This window comes from Bacillota bacterium, assembly GCA_009711825.1.
Classification (GTDB): domain Bacteria; phylum Bacillota; class Proteinivoracia; order UBA4975; family VEMY01; genus VEMY01.
In genome coordinates this window covers 59,644-77,223 of record VEMY01000019.1, presented here as the reverse complement: position 1 = coordinate 77,223, position 17,580 = coordinate 59,644, and the positions used below count along the sequence as shown (strand labels likewise).

Genomic DNA, 17,580 nt, shown 5'->3' with positions numbered 1-17,580 from the left:
TCGGAGACGCCCTCGGCATGGACTTCACCCGGAAAAGACTACGCCTCAGTGAGATAAAAAAAATTCTGGCTGACAGCAAAAAATGATGTGTTCCCCACATATTTTTGCAAATACATGAAGGCCGCAAACCCCTGATTCCCAAGGGTTGTGGCCTCTTTTTATCTTATTTTGCTGTCAAAGTCGGGATTATAGCATGTTTGTGGAAATGGCGCTACCGTTATTCGAAAAGTTTTGACTGCATATTGACAAATAAACCAGGGAGCCCCACAATAAATATAACATAGTAGAGGGGGGAAATAGATGCTGGTAAAAAACCGGATGTCCAGAAACGTGGTTAGTGTTACTCCCGACACGACACTGTACGAGGTAATGAAAACTGTCGAGGACAATCATTTTGACGGCGTGCCGATTGTTGAGGACGGTAGAGTGCTTGGCGTAATAGACGAACGGGTGATTATGCGGGAGTTTTGCGCATGTTGTGCAATCCAGAACCGAGAAGCGGGTATTGACGTCGATATGCCAATTCCTTTCGCATCTGCTCAGATCTCAATCGAGCCGGATAAGCGTAGGATTGCCCATTTTCTTCATAGGCGGACTGTACGGGAGTTGGTTTTGCCCGATGAAGAAGTGATAACCGTTTCTGAGGATGCGCCTATTGAGCAGGCCTCATACCTTATGTTCTGCAATGAAATCGATTTACTGCCTGTTATCGATAATGGCGGGAAATTAACCGGGGTAATCTCTAAAGGTGATATACTTCGGGTCTTTGACGAAATCTTTGGTTATGGGGCTAAAGGCGGCGACCGGGTCATGATTGCCGTTCCCGATGTTGTAGGTCGAATTGCTGAGGTCACCGGCTTAATGAAGCGCAATCATATCAATATCAACTCAATAGTGGCAACGCAAACCCGGATTATAGACACAGTCCTGATAATCATGAAAGTAGAAAGAGGCAAGGGTGACAAGGCAAAGAAAGTTTTGGAACAGCAGGGGTTCAAACTGATCCATCCGGAAATGAGTTAGAGCAAAGGCCTGTGCCGCCGGCACAGGTCTTTGATTTGGGCAGGTTTATATCCGGGTAGCGTCGAATTTAATAGTCAGAGGTGATTGCCATGAGAGATATGACTGCGGTTGGACTTGGCGTACTTGCAATCTTTCTGAGCCGGAGTTTGGTGCCCAGAGATTTTGAGATATATCTGTACAGCGGATTGGCGGCGATTGCGCTTTGTTTGCTCATCTGGCATCTGTTGCAACGGTTTCCCCACCCGGCATTGCTGATGCTGATTTCCGTTGGGCTGCCCGCCATGTATTTTGTCTATGTCGCAGCGCTGTGGCCCAAGTTCATACTGCTATTTTACGGTTTGTTTGCGTTAGTAATTGCCGGAGGAATAGTCGGCACTCTGCTTGCAGGGAGCTGGACATGGGGTGGCCTGGGCCGGCACATAGGTTATTTTGCCACTGTTCTGGTGCTTTCGGTAAGCATCGGTGGATATTTTGGTTCTGTTTACATAGAAGGGGCTATGGTTGCATCGGTCGGTTTCAGCATTACCAGGCTGTGCAGGTTAAATGTATTTTGGTTATTTGCTTTCTTGCCTCGACTAATCTATAAGGGCATGGAGAAATTGTGGTATTAAAAGGGTTGTTAATCATACAGGGAGCAAACGTGAGTTTGCTCCCTGTTTCATAATTGTTGCCGGCCCCAGCGCAGCAAACGCATGCTATTGAGAATAACCAACAGGGCTGCGCCGGTATCCGCCAGGATGGCCATCCACAATGTCAGCCAGCCGGGAACAATTAACGCCAGGGCAAGCAACTTGATTCCGATGGCGAAATAGATATTCCAACGAATTATTTTTAGCGCTTTACGACTGAGGCCGATGGTAAACGGCAGCTTGGAAATATTGTCACCCATCAGTGCCATATGCGCTGTTTCCAGGGCGGTATCGCTGCCAATACCCCCCATCGCGACGCCAATATCCGCGGCGGCCAGGGCGGGGGCGTCATTGATGCCGTCGCCGACCATCATTACACCACCTTGGCTGCGAAGAGCGTTAATCTTTGCAAGTTTGTCCTCGGGAAGCAGGCGGGCAAAGTAGTCATCGATGCCGGTGGCAGCCGCTACTTCTGCGGCTGCATCGGGGTTGTCGCCGGTGAGCATTATTGCCTCTATCCCAAGCTCGTGCAAGTGCTGGATGGTCGCGGCTGCCTGCGGGCGCGGTGTATCCGAGAAGCCTAACCAGCCCAACAGCTTGTCGTCTCTAACGATTGCCACCAAAGATCCTTTCCAGTGGGGTTGTTGATGCTCTATATTCTGCTCAGCCAGCCAGGTAGGGTTAACAGCATATACACAGGAATTGTCGACGCGGGCACTGGCCCCACGGCCTGGCAAAGTCCGGTGCTCGCCGGCTGCAGGGACTTTCAGGTGGGTGGCTGCATTCAGAACTGCCTGGGCCAATGGATGGGTCGATCCAGCTTCAATTGCTGCGGCAATAGCGAGTACTTGTTCCCGTGTGTAACCAGATACGGGTTCCACCCAGGCAAGCTTCGGTTCCCCACTGGTGAGGGTTCCGGTTTTGTCAAGGGCGATAAAGCGGGTTTGAGCAGCCAGCTCAAGGGCGGAACCGTCCTTGATCAAGATTCCCTGGCCAGCTGCATTGCCCAGGGCTGAGACAATGCTTACCGGGGTTGAGATTACCAGTGCGCAGGGACAGGCTACCACCAGCAGGGTCAAACCCCGATAGAGCCAGGTTTCCCATCCCTGTCCCAGCGCCAGCGGCGGAACTAAGATTGTCAGGGCGGCAATGGCCATAACAATCGGTGTATAAATGCGCGCAAACCGGTCGACAAAGCGCTGGACCGGCGCTTTCGAGGTGGATGCTTGCTCCACCATGTTTACAATCCGGGCCAGGGTTGAGTCCGCCGCGGGGCGTGTCACCCGAATAATCAGTTGACCGCTGCCGTTAATTATCCCGGCATAAACAGGCTGGCCAGGGGTGGAGAGGACCGGGATGGATTCACCTGTTACCGGGGCCAGGTTTAACTCTGAGGTGCCGTCGATGATTTCGCCGTCAATGGGAACACGTTCACCGGGGCGTACCACTATCTGATCATCGGGTTTTAGGGCGCTGGTTGCTGTCTTTACCTCTTTGCCGTCTGTAAGCAACCAGGCGTAGTCAGGAGCTAGCTCCATCAGGTTGCGAATTGAGCGGCGGGTCCTGCCCATTGTATATGTCTCGAGGTTATGACTGAGGGCAAAGAGCAAAACAACTGTAGCAGCTTCACCCAGTTCACCGATAAAAACGGCTCCTGTTACGGCCACTGTCATCAGAAAGTTTATATCGAAGCTGCGGTTGCCAACCAAATTTATTATCCCTGCCCGGGCTGGGTAGATTCCCCCGGCCACGACTGCAGCCAGCAGCAAGTGACGGGTATACTGGGGAAGAATTAATGCTAAAGCCAAGAGGAGCGCGGATCCGATTGTGGCCAAAGTCGGACCCCTGGTGAAAAACCGGTTGTCCTCGGTTTCGCGGAGGTAACCTTGACGCCGCACGATTGCTTTAATCGGTTTCGTCTCCCCGGTATGGTCGACGGTAAGCGTTGAGGAAATGAGGTTGACATCGGCGTTTACAACCCCTTCCAGTTTTCTGACACTTTTTTCAAGTTTGGCTGCGCAATCAGCACAATCCATTCCTTGAAGCGCAATTGTAGATTGGCGTGTAGCGTTCATGCAAAAGGCCTCCTGTCAGTCTTGATGGGCGATATGGGCGAAGCCCTGCTGAATCATGTTCCGCACATGGTCATCATCCAGGCTGTAGTAAACCATTTTTCCGTCCCGTCGGTGTTTGACCAAACGGGCTGAACGCAGCACCCGGAGGTGATGCGATATATTAGATTGGGTGCTCCCCAAAAGCGCAGCAATGTCGCAGACGCAGAGCTCATGGAGATTGAGCACGTAAACGATTTTCAGGCGTGTTTCGTCGGCCAGGACTTTGAAGACATCGGCGACCCGCCCTACAGGCAGACCGTCGAGTTGTATTGATTGAACAACCTCCTGATGAACAAAGGTGGTATCACAGCAATCAGTCAATGAGTTCACTCCTATCATATGAATATATGTTCATATATTACTTATATCATACTATGTGCCTAATGTAAAGAGGTGCTTAAAGATGTATCTTAACAAATGAGGCCCAATATTAGAAAAAAATCTTCAATAGTAAGGAAAATTAATATAATTCAGCAATATTCGACATGGCAATGTGGTATACTGGTCAAAGATTGTCACGACAGGTGGGATATTTGATGGCGGTTAAGGTTTTCATGGTGGACAAAAGCTGGGAGGCTGATATGCGAGCGTGCATCGTTCGCGACCGCAGGGACGCGCAGATGGTGATTTATCCAGTTCAACAGCGCTGGGATGCCCAAACCAAATTATTCTTAGTCCCCAAACCGCAAGACGCTGATCTCAAGGTGTATGTCGCGAAAGACATTCGTGAAGAATAAAAATAATCGACACTGCTGCTTATGAGGGAACCCTAGGGTTTCCTTTTTGTTTTGTCAGACAGTATAATAGATTGTGTTGGGAGGAAAGAATTATGGAACAGATTCAGTTAATTGCAACCGCTGCCTTTGGCGTGGAGGCTGTGGTGGCCAGAGAATTGCAAGCTCTGGGTTATACCGACACAATTGTAGAAAACGGGCGGGTTTTGTTTAAAGGGGACCTTGAGGCCATTGCCCGGACCAATCTTTGGCTGCGCAGCGCGGAACGGGTTTTGTTGTTAGTGGCAGAGTTCGAGGCCCGGACCTTTGATGAACTCTTTGATCAGACTGTGTCACTGCCCTGGTCGGAATGGATAGGCAAGGACAGCCAGTTCCCGGTGCAGGGGAAGTCGGTGCGCTCCCAGTTGCACAGTGTCCCCCATTGCCAGTCAATTGTTAAGAAGGCAGTGGTGGAAAGCCTAAAGAAGGCCTATGGAACCCAGTGGTTTAGCGAAGATGGCCCCGTGTACCAGATCGAAGTTGCGCTGTTAAAAGACCGTGTTACCCTCACCATAGACACCAGCGGCGCTGGCTTACATAAACGTGGTTACCGGCAGGCTGCCGGGGAGGCGCCGATCAAAGAAACCCTGGCTGCCGCACTTGTTCAGTTGAGTTATTGGCGTTCAAAACGTCTGCTGATTGACCCCTTCTGCGGATCAGGCACTATCCCGATTGAGGCGGCCCTGATTGGCGACAATATCGCCCCGGGACTGACCAGGCGGTTTGCCGCCGAAGATTGGCCGCAATTGGGACAAAAGCTTTGGACCCGGGTTCGGGCCGAGGCAAGCGATTTGATGCAGGATAAACCGATGCAAATCCAGGGTTATGATATAGATGGCCGGGTTTTGGGCCATGCCCGGCGGAACGCCGATAACGCCGGTGTGGGTGAGAAAATCCATTTCCAACGTCGGGCGGTACGGGAGCTTTCTACCTCTGCCAAATACGGAGTGCTGATTACCAATCCACCCTACGGTGAGCGTCTCGACGAGCGGCGACAGGTGGAACGTCTCTATAAAGAACTGGGGGCGGTAACCAGTCAATGGGACACCTGGTCAATCTATGTGTTAACTGCCCATGAGGGTTTTGAGCGTTTCTATGGTCGACAAGCCAAACGAAAGCGTAAATTGTATAACGGGAGAATAAAGTGTGATTATTTTCAATACCCCGGCCCCCCACCTCCCGGGGACCGGTAATGTGAGGTTTTGCCGGTGAAGAGAAAAACTTGGCTGGTGTTGGTTATAGTTGCTCTGGTATTGGTTGGGACACTAAGCGGTGCCGGATATGTGCTTGCACGGCAGGCTGAAACAGCGGCAATTGATTTTATGGATGTTGCCGTCGCGGGGTCTATTGAGAGTGATTGGAACGAAAATCCCATCATTTTGGCGACTGCTCTCGGTGAGTTTTCCGGCGTAGAATATTCAATCACTGATTTGCGGCTGACCGGTTTGTCCCGGGCCTGGGCAGATGTGGCCCTGAGCTATGCCGGTGAGTCGGCGGATATTGTTTTGGAAATAACCCGGGGCTACGGAGTTTGGTCGGTAACTGATGTCTCTGGTGTCGAAAGCGTCCCCGGTCGGGCAGCTAATGGCCGCTTGCTGCATCGGGGGGGAGAAACTGATGCACCAAGCGCTGCAGATAATCTAGTGCTTGCCCTGCTAATCGATGGCGAGTATGGCTTTTCCCGGGAACTAGACGCCTGGGCGGATGACAAATTGTTGGCAGTTTCCGGCGATATGGAGTTTCAGCGCAAGGGAAAGCTGCCCCTTGATTGGCGATTCACTGTTTTTGGTCCCGATGGAATTAGTGACGCCCTGGTGGGCATGGAGCCGGTGACCCTGTATGGTTTAAATGGAGAGCTGTTGGCATTGGAGGTGCCGGATCCGGATTTGAGCACTATCCGGGTCAATATCAGCACAGATAACTTCAGGAGTATCAGGCATCAAGAGTTGATTGTTCTGGGCAGTGAGCCCTGGCAAATTAAAGAGCCGGTCAGCGGTAGAGAGTTTGAACTGCCCCCGGGGTCGGTGCACTTTCTCCCGGCTGGCGAAGCAGGATTGATTGTTCATCATGCTGATGGCAGTGAAACGTTCCAGGGCCGGTTGCTGCTAATTTCTGCTTCTCCGCTTGGCTTGCCCAACGTCCAGCGTGCTTCTGGGGAAACACCTGTGTACCCCGGTGTGCTGGAGGTTGTTAACAAGGACGGCGCCTTGCTAGTGGTCAATGAGGTGCCGCTGGAGGACTATCTGTACACGGTAGTTGCCAGTGAAATGCCCATGGGATTCGGGCTTGAGGCGCTGGAGTTGCAGGCAATTATTGCCCGCACCTACGCATCGGGACGCATAGTCAGCCCCCGTTATCAAGACACAGGTGCCCACGCCATCGACAGCGTGCTGGATCAAGTATATAACAATAACAGCGGCAATCCCCTGGCAAGGGCCGCGGTTGACAATACCAAAGGCCAGGTGGTGGCGAAGGACGACCGGCCTGCAGAACTCTACTTTTTCTCCACCAGTAGCGGCTATAGCGCTGCCGCCCATCAGGTATGGGAACGGGCTGGCACTTTTCCCGGCCAACCGGTTCCCTGGCTCACTGCCCGTCCCCAGTATCCTGGCAGTGTTCAGAACTTAAGCAATGAGCGGGACTTTGCTCAGTTCATCCAATCCCCGCCTTATGGGTGCTATGATCGGTTTTCTCCCTGGTTTCGCTGGCAATTTACTATTTCCGTCGACCAGCTCACGGAAGTTATAGTCGCTAATCTTGCTCAGCAACATCAGGAGAACTCGGCGCTTGTGCTAGGGTTAATTGATGCAGAACCTGTTCCAGTTCCCGTGCTTCCCGATGACCCGCTGGGGGAATTACTGGATATACGGGTTGCCAAACGCGGGGACGGCGGTGTTTTAATGGCGCTAGATATTATTGGCTCCCGGGGTAGTTGGCGTGTGCTGAGAGAATACACGATTCGACATGTCCTGAGGCCTTTGGGCAGTAGCGAGAGCCCAGTGCTATTGCAGCGTCAGTCCGGTTCTTCGTTGGAAAACTTTAACCTGCTGCCCAGTGCGTTCGTGTACTGGGAAAGAGGTGAGACTGGCGAGTATTACCAGTTTTATGGCGGCGGATTTGGCCATGGTGTCGGCCTCAGTCAATATGGGGCCAGGGAACTGGTCGCCCAGGGGTGGACCCAGCGGCAGGTTCTTGGCCATTACTTTCCAGGAACAGAACTAATCACGCTATACGACTAAGAGCAGCCGGTGGGCTGCTCTTGTTTAGATTTCGGCCATGTCAGGGTAAAGAGGGCTGGCAGTATTCCTTGCCCTGTATCCGGCTCTAAAGGCGCCTAAGGCGCAGGTGTTGAAAAAATTGTGGATGAATAATCCGTAAATAAGTGATCCCGTGAGTTGGAAAGAGATAGTGATTAGCAACGAGATCCCCAGGCGTGCGGGTAACATTCGCGTGAAATCCATTTTTGATTCAAGACCTTGCACAACATTACAATAATGGGCAGAGCTGATTACCACCAAATAGATGGGCACAGCCAGCCACCCAACATACCCGGCGATTGTATATTGGAGAACCCCAATGAAAAACAGGTCCTCCGCTGGTCCTGCCGAAACAGCTGTCGTCAGCACGGAATAAGAGGCGCCGGAATTAGTTCCAAACAACCGGACAGCTCTTTGACCGACATTGCCCCGGGCGATAACTCCGTATGTTGCGTAGGCAACCGCTACGGAAACCCCAGCGCAATGATTAAAGTTCCGGTGCCCAGAGAGTCGAGATGGAAGAACTCGCCAGGCCTTATTCCCAATAGCGCCAGCAGCGCCAGGTTCAAAGCGATGGTAATTGTTTTGGCATAGAACAATCGGGCCGATGGCATTCTGATACCCAATTTGAGCAATAGATGGGAGAGTGCTGGGCCCAATAGCACATAGGCCCCGGTCAGCCCGGCAAGAATTAATGCGACCAGGCCAAAGTTCAAGTTATTCAGCAAGGTTACTCAGCTCCTTATCAATGATATTTTCAAGAATCTCAATTTCAGCGTTGACCATTTGAATCATGTAGCTTGAGAAAAGATCACCGCCGCGGGTTATCAGGGCTTTGCCCGACCTTGCCAGCGATTCAAGTTCAATTAATTGTCGCTGATGACGCTTGCGTAATTCCAGATACTCTTGAAGCAGTTTAAGACGTTGACTGTCAGAAATATCCCGAGAAACCAGCAGCTTTAAGAGGTATTCATTGCGAACTTTGGGGGGAGAGGTATCTTCGGAAAGCCAGTGCTTTAGCGCCTGCCTTCCTTTCTGGGTGATGTGGTAAACTTTTTGCCCGCGGGCGTCTCCTTGTTCCTCGACTTCAATCATGTTGTCTGTATGTAGTTTGTGCAGCGTTGGATAGAGGCCGCCAAAGGTAACCGGCCACACTGTATGCATGGGACCCTCGAAATTTTTCTTGATTGTATAGCCGGTCATGGGCGATATGTTAAGCAGGCCAAGGATGACAAATGTAAGCATATTACTACCCCCAATATATAAAAGCTATATATAGTAATTATATATTGTACTTCTGCCTGCCAGTCAATGTCTTTAACGCTTGTATTAATGTAATAAAAAATGCTGTTGATTGCTCAACAGCTGAGTATCAAACTATAGTTTCATGCCGACTTTTAACAGACGAAACATGCGGTCAGAAGCTTCGTCCAGCAGGTGGTGGGCATTGTCCATCGCTTCTTGCAATGGCAATACAATAATTGCTCGCGATGATGCCCGGTTATTCCTGCACCCCTAACTGTCCAGCGTTTTTTGGATTGGGGCCGGGCGCGTGGTCAGGAAACGCACCAAGGCAATCAGCACCAACAAGCCTGCAGGTAAAGCCAGCCAGGGAGAAATCCCAAAGCCGGCGAGCAGGAAGGCGACAGCAGCAGCGGCAGCGCCAGTCAAAGCATAGGGGAGTTGGGTGCTGACATGATCAATATGGTTGCAGCCCGCCCCCGCAGAAGAGAGAATGGTGCTGTCTGAGAGCGGAGAACAGTGGTCTCCAAATACGGCGCCGCCAAGCACGGCTGCCAGCATTGGCATCAGAAGTTCCGGATTAACTGCCATCGCGGCCGGAACCGCCAGGGGGATCATGATAGCGAAAGTGCCCCAGGAGCTGCCGGTGGAAAAGCCTGTGAAGCCAGCAATCGCGAATAGTAAGAGTGGCAAGACAAAGGCGGGAATGTTGGCGCCGATTACGCTGGCTAGGTACTCACCAGCTCCAAGCTCGCCGGTTACCGAACCAATGGTCCAGGCCAGGGCAAGGATGATCACTGGGTCCAGCATTGATTTGAAACCATCTCCAAACCCTTCCATTAAACGAGTGACCGGCTGACGGCGACATAGATACCATACGATTGTGAAAAGCAGTGAAAACACACCGCCGTAAATCAAGCCCATGGCCGGGTCGCTTTCCCGGAAGGCATCTGCTATGCCAATGCCCCCTTCAAAATAGCCACCGGTGGCCAGCATGCCAATTAATGTTACCAATACCAGACTGAGCATGGGCAATAACAGGTCCAGCACTGACAGGAGCCCGGAACTGTTTGTTTCCGCTTGCTCGGATTCACTGGCTCGGGTACGGGCCTGGGCGGCAACCATTGGACCATAGTCTTTCCCGATAATTGCCAGAATCACTACCAGCACCAGCGCCAGCAGGGCGTAAAAATTATAGGGAATCAGTTCAATAAAGGCGACAAATGGGTTTTTGTCAATACCGGCCGCAGAAAATTCCGTGGCTAATAACGACATAACGTAAGCAACCCAGGTGGATACCGGCGCCAGGATGCAGACAGGCGCTGCTGTTGAATCCAGGGTATAGGCCAGTTTTTCCCGGGATATACCCAGTCGGTCGCTGACGGGACGCATGATTGCGCCCACCGAGAGACTGTTGAAATAATCGTCGATAAAAACCAGAACTCCCAAAAACCAGGTGGTGAGCAGGCCACCGCGCTGGGTGCGCACCCGTCGGGCAATAAAGTTTCCGAAGGCGGTGGCGGCTTTGCTGGCGTTGATCATTCCAATTATTCCCCCCAGCAATAGGCAGAACACGATGATCGGGGTATTCCATTCGGGGTCGGCGACATTTTCAATGAGAGTGGCAGTTATACTTGTGAACGCAGCAACAGGGTTAAACCCGTTGAGAATCAGGGCGCCGATAATAATACCGGCTCCCAGGGACAGGACCACCTGCTTGGTGATGATTGCCAGAACAATCGCCAGGACAGCAGGCAATAATGACCAGATTCCAGCTTCCATAATTATCCCTCCAATAATTTATGTTTAATAGTATTAAAAAACGGCCGGACAGATGCCAGCCGTTTAAAAGCATAAAAAAGGCCTCCATCCCCGGGTGAAGTAGCGCACTATTGTTGTCCTGGGGCGGAAAACAATAGCAGTCCGACAGTTGTTCACTGTCGACCCAGCTACCGGAGTGGACGCCTCCGGCGCTTCGGCGACGGCTCCTTTCCTGTGCTTCCTTGCCCCGTCCGGGCTCCCCACAGTACTGATAACAGTCGCGCCTCTACCTCACCATTTGGTGAGGCAATGCTTTATTCTATTAAATGCGATTCTAGAATATAACAGGAGTATTGTCAAGCGGAAAATCATATTTATTATTTGTGCGTATGTATGGCCCCTTCAGTAGGCAAACTTCAAACGAGAAAGCAAGCGCTTTCACAAATTCCCATATTTTGCAATATAGGCATATCTGCGCTAAAATTATTATCGAGGTGATAGAGATGTTGGATATGGCGATTATTGGCTGTGGCCCGGCAGGTTTATCTGCCGCAATCAATGCCCGGGTGCGGGACAAGAATTTAATTCTCTTTGGCGCCAAGTTATGCAGTCCGGCATTACATAAAGCGCACCGCATCGACAACTATCTGGGAATTCCCGAAATTGGGGGCGAAGAACTGCGCCAGTGCTTTCTGCGCCACGGGCAGCAAATGGGTATTAAGCCAGATTTACGGGGAATTACAGCTATTTACCCCATGGGCGATTATTTTGAACTGCAGTTGCGGGAGGAATCAATCCAGACCCGGACCCTGATTTTGACCACCGGTGTCAGCATCAAGAAGCCATTGCCGGGCGAGGAAGAATTCACTGGAAAGGGGGTAAGTTATTGCGCAACCTGTGACGGCAATTTTTTCCGCAACAAAACAGTGGTTGTAATCGCTGATAATGCTGAAGGCGAAGAAGAGGCAAACTTTTTGGCGGAACTTGCGGCTACTGTATACTATATACCCCTGTATAAAGGGGAGTACAGCCCACCCGAGAATGTCAAGATACTTGAAGATAAGCCGCAGCGTTTCGAAGGCGGCATGAAATTAGAAAAGGTAGTATTGAAGTCTGGCAAAGAACTGGAAGTGCATGGGTGCTTTATACATAAAGAGCAGCTGCCTCTGACCAGTATTGTTCCCGGCTTGGAGCTGGCGAAAAATCATGTAAAGGTTGATCGAGATATGGCGACTAATATTCCCGGTTTGTATGCCGCCGGCGATGTGACTGGCAGGCCTTACCAATTGGCAAAGGCCGTGGGTGAGGGACAGGTTGCAGCCCTCAGCGCCGTAAAATACCTAGATTCACTTACTAAAAGCCCATAATCGGGCTTCTTAGCTGCCCAGAAGTTTTTTGGGGGACGTGCTAATCAAAAGTAGGTAAAATCAATACTGGGAAAGGATTGTGGAGAGGAGTGTTTAAATGGCAAAGGTAGAAGCCCTGAATGGCAATCAGGCAGTGGCCAGGGGATTCTGGGAGGCCGGAGGCAGGGTGGCTGCCTCATATCCGGGCTCGCCAACGGTGGAAATTATGGAGTCTTTGCATGAATACCAAGATATTTACAGCGAGTGGTCTGTAAACGAAAAGGTCGCCCTGGAAGTAGCGATTGGCGCCAGTGCCGCCGGCGGTAGGGCACTTGTTTCCATGAAGCATGTCGGTATCAATATCGCTGCCGATCCGCTTATGACCTACACCCAGGTAGATACTCCGGGGGGCCTATTGCTGGTGGTTGGCGATGACCCGGGCCTGACCAGCTCCCAAAACGAGCAAGACAGCCGTTTTTGGGGGAGATTTGCCAACATGCCGGTATTGGAACCAGCTTCGCCCCGGGAAGTAAAACAAATGGTTGGAATCGGACTTGAAATCAGCGAACACTATGGCACCCCGGTGCTGCTGAAGCTCACTACCCGCCTATGTCACAGCCGGGGTCCTGTAGAGCTGGCGGAGCGGAAGGAACATATTCCCGCCGGATTTGAGCCGGACCAAAGTCGCTTCTGCATGCTGCCGCCATACGCCAACAAACAGCAATATTTCATGAAGGAGCGCTTGGAAAAACTGCAGGCAGATGTCAGGGAGTTGGATATCAACTGTTATATACCGGTCGAAGGCGCTGACACGCTGCTGATTACCTCTGGTATTAGCCATAACTATGTCAAGGAATTAAATCCTTCAGCTTCAATCTGCAAGCTGGGGTTGGTCTGGCCGGTACCTGTGGAGGAAATCCGGACATTGTCTGCTGGTTACAAGCGTGTGCTGGTGGTGGAAGAATTGCTGGGCCTGATCGAGGAAGTGCTCAATGCCAACGGTATTGCCGCTAAAGGGAAGGATTTCTTTCCATTTACCGGCGAACTGACCATCGATGTCGTCCGCGAGGGCCTGCAACAGGCAGGGCTCGTAGATTCAGGGCCAAAGGCAGAACAACCGGAACCCGATATTCCTGCCCGGGCGCCGATCCTCTGCTCGGGCTGCCCCCATCGCCCGGTATTCCACATACTTAAGCGCTTGCGCCCGACAGTAATTGGCGATATCGGTTGCTATTCTTTGGGCATTCTCGAACCCTTTGAAGTTAGCAAGACCAATATAAGCATGGGCGCCTGCCTGGGGATGGTCAAGGGCATGGCAGAGCTGCATCATCAGATTGGCAACGATAAACCGCTGGTGGCAATAATCGGCGACGGCACCGGTTTCCATTCGGGCCTGCCCGGATTCGTCAACCTCCGGGATACCCAGCGGAATATCACCTTAGTGATTATGGATAACCGGACCACGGCGATGACTGGTGGCCAGGACAACGCCGGCACCGGAGTCCTTAAGCGGGAAGAGGATAGCAAGGGGCTGTCCTTTAAGACAATATTAAACGCCATGGGCATCGAGAACGTGCGGGAAGTAGATCAGTTTAAGTATAAAGAGGCCCTGAACATATTCAGGGAAGAGATTAAGCGTCCGGGACTCTCGGTGATTATCACCACCCGCCCCTGCGCCCTGAACTTTAAAATCCGGGAACCCAGATTCTATGTCGACCCCAAGATATGTATCAATTGCCGCTCCTGCATTAGCGTGAACTGCCCGCCCATACACATGCGCAAGTACACCGGCATCGAGGAAAAGAAATCGTTTATTGTCGGCGACATGTGCGTTGGTTGTTCAGTATGTTCCCAGGTCTGTCCTGTGGGTGCCATCAAACGTGTGAAGGGGGGAGCGCAATGAAGGCAGATATTATTTTTGCTGGTGTTGGCGGTCAGGGGCTTGTCCTCGCTACCCAGGTGGTAACCCAGGCGGCTATGTTTGCGGGGCATGAGGTTTGCTCATCCGATGTGTATGGTTTGGCTCAACGGGGCGGCGCTGTCTGGGGGATGGTGCGCATCGGCGCACAGCGATTTTTGCCCTTAATTCCCCGGGGTGAGGCCGACATTCTGGTGGCCCTGGAGCAGCTGGAAGGATTGCGCTGGCTGCAATATCTGGCGCCGGAGTCGACGGCGATCCTCAATGATTACACTGCTTTCCCCACCCCGGTATTGCTGGAAAAGGAAGAATATCCGGAAGATATTCCCGGTCAATTTAAAGCCAAGGGCCATGACGTACGCTTGGTGCCGGCGCCTCAGATTGCCCGCAAGCTCGGCAATCAACGCCTTGTAAACACAGTGCTCATCGGTGCCCTGGCCGACAAACTGGCCTTGCCTGCCGAGGCTTGGGAAAAGGCGATCATCGCCAACGTCCCCGCCGGCACCGGCGACTTAAACCTCCAAGCCTTCGGACAGGGGGACAGGTCCCTCGTCCGGAAATAATCAGGCCTGGGAAGTAACTATATTGCGAAACACCTGCATCACGATTTTTAGAGATGCAGGCGTCTTTTAATTCTATATTCGAAGGCAAGCGTCACTGATGCACCGGGAGTGAAAAGCCGAAGGTGCTACCAGCCCCAGGATTATTTCTGGCCCAAATTTTACCGCCGTGGTATTCAACAATTTCCCGCGCTACCGCTAGGCCAAGGCCGCTGCCCCCGGAACTAGCGGTTCTCGATTTATCTCCCTTATAAAAACGGTCAAATATATTTGGCAGGTCCGCTTCTTGTATTCCTTCTCCCGTATCGGTCACAGAAAACACCACCTGGTTTTCCTGGGCGAAGTAGCCGATGGTGATGCTGCCCCCGGCAGGGCTATGCCTGATTGAGTTGGCAATTAAGTTGTCGAAGACCCGCGCAATTTGCTCGATGTCAACGTTGACTATCGGTGTTTGTTCGGGGATATCTAAGCTGAGATTTATACCTTTCGCTTCCGCATCCAACCGGTACTTCAGGTAAATGGCCTGGACAATCTCTTCCGCTGAGAAAACCCCAAGGTCAAGATTTACCTCTCTGGATTCCAGGCGAGCAAGTTCAAATAACTCCCGGGTAAGGATCTCCAGGCCCAGGGATTTTTCCCGGACGACCTCCAGGTAACGGCGTTGTTCATTCGGATCCTTGACCATCCCGTCTAAGATTGCATCGACATACCCTTTAATGGTGGTCATCGGGCTGCGCAGATCATGGGATATGTTGGCCAGCAAATTACGGCGGAATTTTTGCAGTTTAAACAGTTCCCGATATGCTTCATCAAGTTCCTCATTGGATTTCTCCAGGTCAGCAGTGCGCTCGGCGACCTTATCTTCCATATTTATGTTGAGCTCCTGCACTTCCGCCGACATTTCCTCGACACGGGTGAACGCCGTACTAAATTTCATCGCCAAAACCAGGGCCTGGGCAAACGCAAATGCCAAGATTCCCAGTGAGGACAGATTCCCTCTGGTGACAATTTCACGCAACAAGGGAGCGGGGTAATCATTCATGATTACGCTTAAAAAGATTACGTCATTGACGGTAGAAAGAATCAGGGCGAAGGCGCCAGTTCCAATTACCAAAGCACCTTGTCTTTTATTGCGAATCGCCCGGATTAAAGTGTAAACAAAGTAGGGGATAGTCGCCAGAAAGAACATCTGGAACGCGGGGTTGACGTGTGTAAATATTCTCGCCGGCGTGAAGACCACCAACAGCGAGAAGGCGAGACTGATGGCTTGGACCAGACGTACAGCCCGCAGGGGCACATCCTGGGGAAAGATGAGGCGGATGAACATAACGAATAAGGGCAGCCCCAGGTAAAAGGCCAGGGTCTGCAAATTATGGGCAACCTCCCAGTTAAATCCGGGCCAGAGATAGATAAAAAATATTTCGCCCGCTAGCAGTGTTCGCATGCCAATGGCAAGGCAGTAGACGCCAAACACCAGCGAAGATAGTTCACTGCGCCGAAAGGCATATAGCCCCAAGTGGTAAAGCCCCATTATGAAGAGGCAACCAAAGATAAACAACTCCAAACCTAGTGCCCGATAGCGGGCATCAAGGATTTGTTCCTCCAGGCCAAAGCCGATGTTCTCCAACACACCGCCGCTGCGATGGTGGTAGTTTGAAACTTGCATTACAATTTCAACTTTACCTTCACCGGCATCAAAAACGGCCACCTGGGGCAGGTATTTGGGGGTGGAATTTTCCCTGCTGGTGCCAACACTGCCAGCCGAGGCCGCGAGCTCGCCATTTATCCAGAGCGTATAAGCCGTAAACACTCGAGGAATTTTCAGAGCCAGCAACCTGTCCTGGGAATCGATCTCAACCGATAATTTATAGGTGGCATAGCCCATGCCGCCAATTGCCTCATTATTGACCTTATACTGGTTCCAGGTGCCAGGAACATTGATAAGTTCCGGGCTGCCATTTGAATCAGCAAAGTCAGCGGGCTCTAATAACGCTTGCCAATAGAACTCCCATTGTCCCTCCAGCGGAACAATCCCATCAGTATCTAAATCCCAGGCAGTAAGGTCGAGAACCCCGTTTTTTGCTGTTGGGTGTATTTCATGGAAAGAATTTTCCGCGCCCGCCACATTCACCATCAAAAATGAAAGCCCCAGAATAATAAGGAACAGGACTGGAGCTTTCAACTGACTATTCAAAATGAGCCTACGCATCCTTGCTTCCCTCTTTGTCTGCAACTGAGGAGTCGGCAAACTTGTAGCCGGCGCCCTTCACAGTCATAATAAATTTGGGGCGGGCAGAATCCTGCTCTATCTTCTTGCGCAAATTGCTGATATGGACCATGACAGTTCTGTGATCGCCAATGCTGTCAGCCTGCCACAGGTGCTGGTAGATTTCATCCATCCCAAATACAACGTTGGGTTGTTTAGCCAGAAGCAGCAGGAGCTGAAACTCCCGGGCCGATAAGCTAACGTCAGCGTTATTCACCTGCACAGTATGGGTGGCCGGGTTAATAATCAGTCCGGGGAAACAGAGTTGGACATTTTGCTGTTCTGGGGGGGTGTTGAGCCTGGTATGGCGCCGCAAATGCGCTTTGATGCGTGCCAGCAGTTCACCCGGATCGAAGGGTTTGGTTATATAGTCATCGCCGCCCACAGTCAGGCCCATAATTTTATCAGTACCTTCTGCCCTGCAGCTGAGAAATATAATTGGGACATTGTTGTCTTGCCGTATCTGCCGACATACTTCCATCCCATCCATTTCAGGCAACTGAACATCCAGGATAACCAAGTCAGGGTCGATCTGCTCTGTTTTTTGCAGTGCCTCAGTACCATTCGCGGCCGTAAAGACATCAAATCCGTTGTTGGTTAGATACAGCTTCACCACATTGCTGATGTGCGGGTCGTCTTCAACGATTAAAATCCGCTCTCCAGTCACTCCCATACCCCTCTTTCGGTAGTA

15 protein-coding genes are annotated in these 17,580 nt (G+C 51.5%); 8 read left to right on the top strand and 7 right to left on the bottom strand.

The window, feature by feature from the left end:
* The first annotated feature begins 300 nt into the window (after positions 1-300).
* Both FH749_07405 and FH749_07400 read left to right on the top strand, forming a co-directional pair.
* Positions 301-1,023 carry a CBS domain-containing protein gene (locus FH749_07405; GenBank protein ID MTI95300.1) on the top strand — a complete coding sequence of 241 codons (723 nt, stop codon included), beginning with the start codon at positions 301-303 and terminating at the stop codon, positions 1,021-1,023.
* Positions 1,024-1,112: 89 nt separating this feature from the next.
* Positions 1,113-1,634, top strand: coding sequence for a hypothetical protein (locus tag FH749_07400; GenBank protein ID MTI95299.1), 522 nt, complete (start codon positions 1,113-1,115; stop codon positions 1,632-1,634).
* A gap of 47 nt (positions 1,635-1,681) precedes the next feature.
* Here FH749_07400 and cadA read toward each other — a convergent pair whose 3' ends face one another.
* The gene (gene cadA / locus FH749_07395; GenBank protein MTI95298.1) at positions 1,682-3,727 is read right to left on the bottom strand and encodes a cadmium-translocating P-type ATPase; all 2,046 of its coding nucleotides are present in this window, start codon (positions 3,725-3,727) and stop codon (positions 1,682-1,684) included.
* Between the two features lie 15 nt (positions 3,728-3,742).
* Complete coding sequence (locus FH749_07390) at positions 3,743-4,105, bottom strand: winged helix-turn-helix transcriptional regulator (GenBank protein MTI95297.1); 363 nt, start codon at positions 4,103-4,105, stop codon at positions 3,743-3,745.
* A gap of 197 nt (positions 4,106-4,302) precedes the next feature.
* On the opposite strand from FH749_07390, the gene FH749_07385 reads away from it, so the two are divergent.
* The 3 genes from FH749_07385 (at position 4,303) to FH749_07375 (ending at position 7,778) form a co-directional block, all read left to right on the top strand.
* A complete protein-coding gene (locus FH749_07385; protein ID MTI95296.1) occupies positions 4,303-4,503 on the top strand; it encodes a hypothetical protein in 201 nt (66 codons plus the stop codon).
* Between the two features lie 92 nt (positions 4,504-4,595).
* The gene (locus tag FH749_07380) at positions 4,596-5,732 is read left to right on the top strand and encodes a class I SAM-dependent RNA methyltransferase (GenBank protein ID MTI95295.1); all 1,137 of its coding nucleotides are present in this window, start codon (positions 4,596-4,598) and stop codon (positions 5,730-5,732) included.
* Positions 5,733-5,747: 15 nt separating this feature from the next.
* The gene (locus FH749_07375) at positions 5,748-7,778 is read left to right on the top strand and encodes a SpoIID/LytB domain-containing protein (GenBank protein ID MTI95294.1); all 2,031 of its coding nucleotides are present in this window, start codon (positions 5,748-5,750) and stop codon (positions 7,776-7,778) included.
* A gap of 24 nt (positions 7,779-7,802) precedes the next feature.
* Here FH749_07375 and FH749_07370 read toward each other — a convergent pair whose 3' ends face one another.
* From FH749_07370 to FH749_07360, 3 genes are all read right to left on the bottom strand, one after another.
* Positions 7,803-8,492, bottom strand: coding sequence for a CPBP family intramembrane metalloprotease (locus tag FH749_07370; GenBank protein ID MTI95293.1), 690 nt, complete (start codon positions 8,490-8,492; stop codon positions 7,803-7,805).
* Between the two features lie 21 nt (positions 8,493-8,513).
* Positions 8,514-9,041 (bottom strand): PadR family transcriptional regulator, encoded by a 528-nt coding sequence (locus tag FH749_07365; GenBank protein ID MTI95292.1) that lies wholly within the window; start codon positions 9,039-9,041, stop codon positions 8,514-8,516.
* A gap of 270 nt (positions 9,042-9,311) precedes the next feature.
* Positions 9,312-10,820: a Na+/H+ antiporter NhaC family protein gene (locus FH749_07360; GenBank protein MTI95291.1), complete on the bottom strand. Its 1,509-nt coding sequence runs from the start codon at positions 10,818-10,820 to the stop codon at positions 9,312-9,314.
* A 473-nt stretch (positions 10,821-11,293) separates the two neighbouring features.
* Here FH749_07360 and FH749_07355 point away from each other — a divergent pair, with 473 nt between their 5' ends.
* The 3 genes from FH749_07355 to FH749_07345 all read left to right on the top strand — a co-directional run bounded on the left by FH749_07355 (position 11,294) and on the right by FH749_07345 (position 14,626).
* A complete protein-coding gene (locus FH749_07355) occupies positions 11,294-12,166 on the top strand; it encodes an NAD(P)/FAD-dependent oxidoreductase (GenBank protein MTI95290.1) in 873 nt (290 codons plus the stop codon).
* A 97-nt stretch (positions 12,167-12,263) separates the two neighbouring features.
* The gene (locus FH749_07350; GenBank protein MTI95289.1) at positions 12,264-14,048 is read left to right on the top strand and encodes an indolepyruvate ferredoxin oxidoreductase; all 1,785 of its coding nucleotides are present in this window, start codon (positions 12,264-12,266) and stop codon (positions 14,046-14,048) included.
* Complete coding sequence (locus FH749_07345) at positions 13,991-14,626, top strand: hypothetical protein (protein MTI95288.1); 636 nt, start codon at positions 13,991-13,993, stop codon at positions 14,624-14,626. The genes FH749_07350 and FH749_07345 overlap by 58 nt, the downstream gene beginning before the upstream one ends.
* 91 nt (positions 14,627-14,717) lie before the next feature.
* Here the strand turns inward: FH749_07345 and FH749_07340 are convergent, their stop codons facing one another.
* On the bottom strand, positions 14,718-16,832 hold the full coding sequence (locus tag FH749_07340; GenBank protein ID MTI95287.1) for a diguanylate cyclase: 2,115 nt from the start codon (positions 16,830-16,832) through the stop codon (positions 14,718-14,720).
* Positions 16,825-17,556 carry a response regulator transcription factor gene (locus tag FH749_07335; GenBank protein MTI95286.1) on the bottom strand — a complete coding sequence of 244 codons (732 nt, stop codon included), beginning with the start codon at positions 17,554-17,556 and terminating at the stop codon, positions 16,825-16,827. The genes FH749_07340 and FH749_07335 overlap by 8 nt, the downstream gene beginning before the upstream one ends.
* Positions 17,557-17,580: the final 24 nt, after the last annotated feature.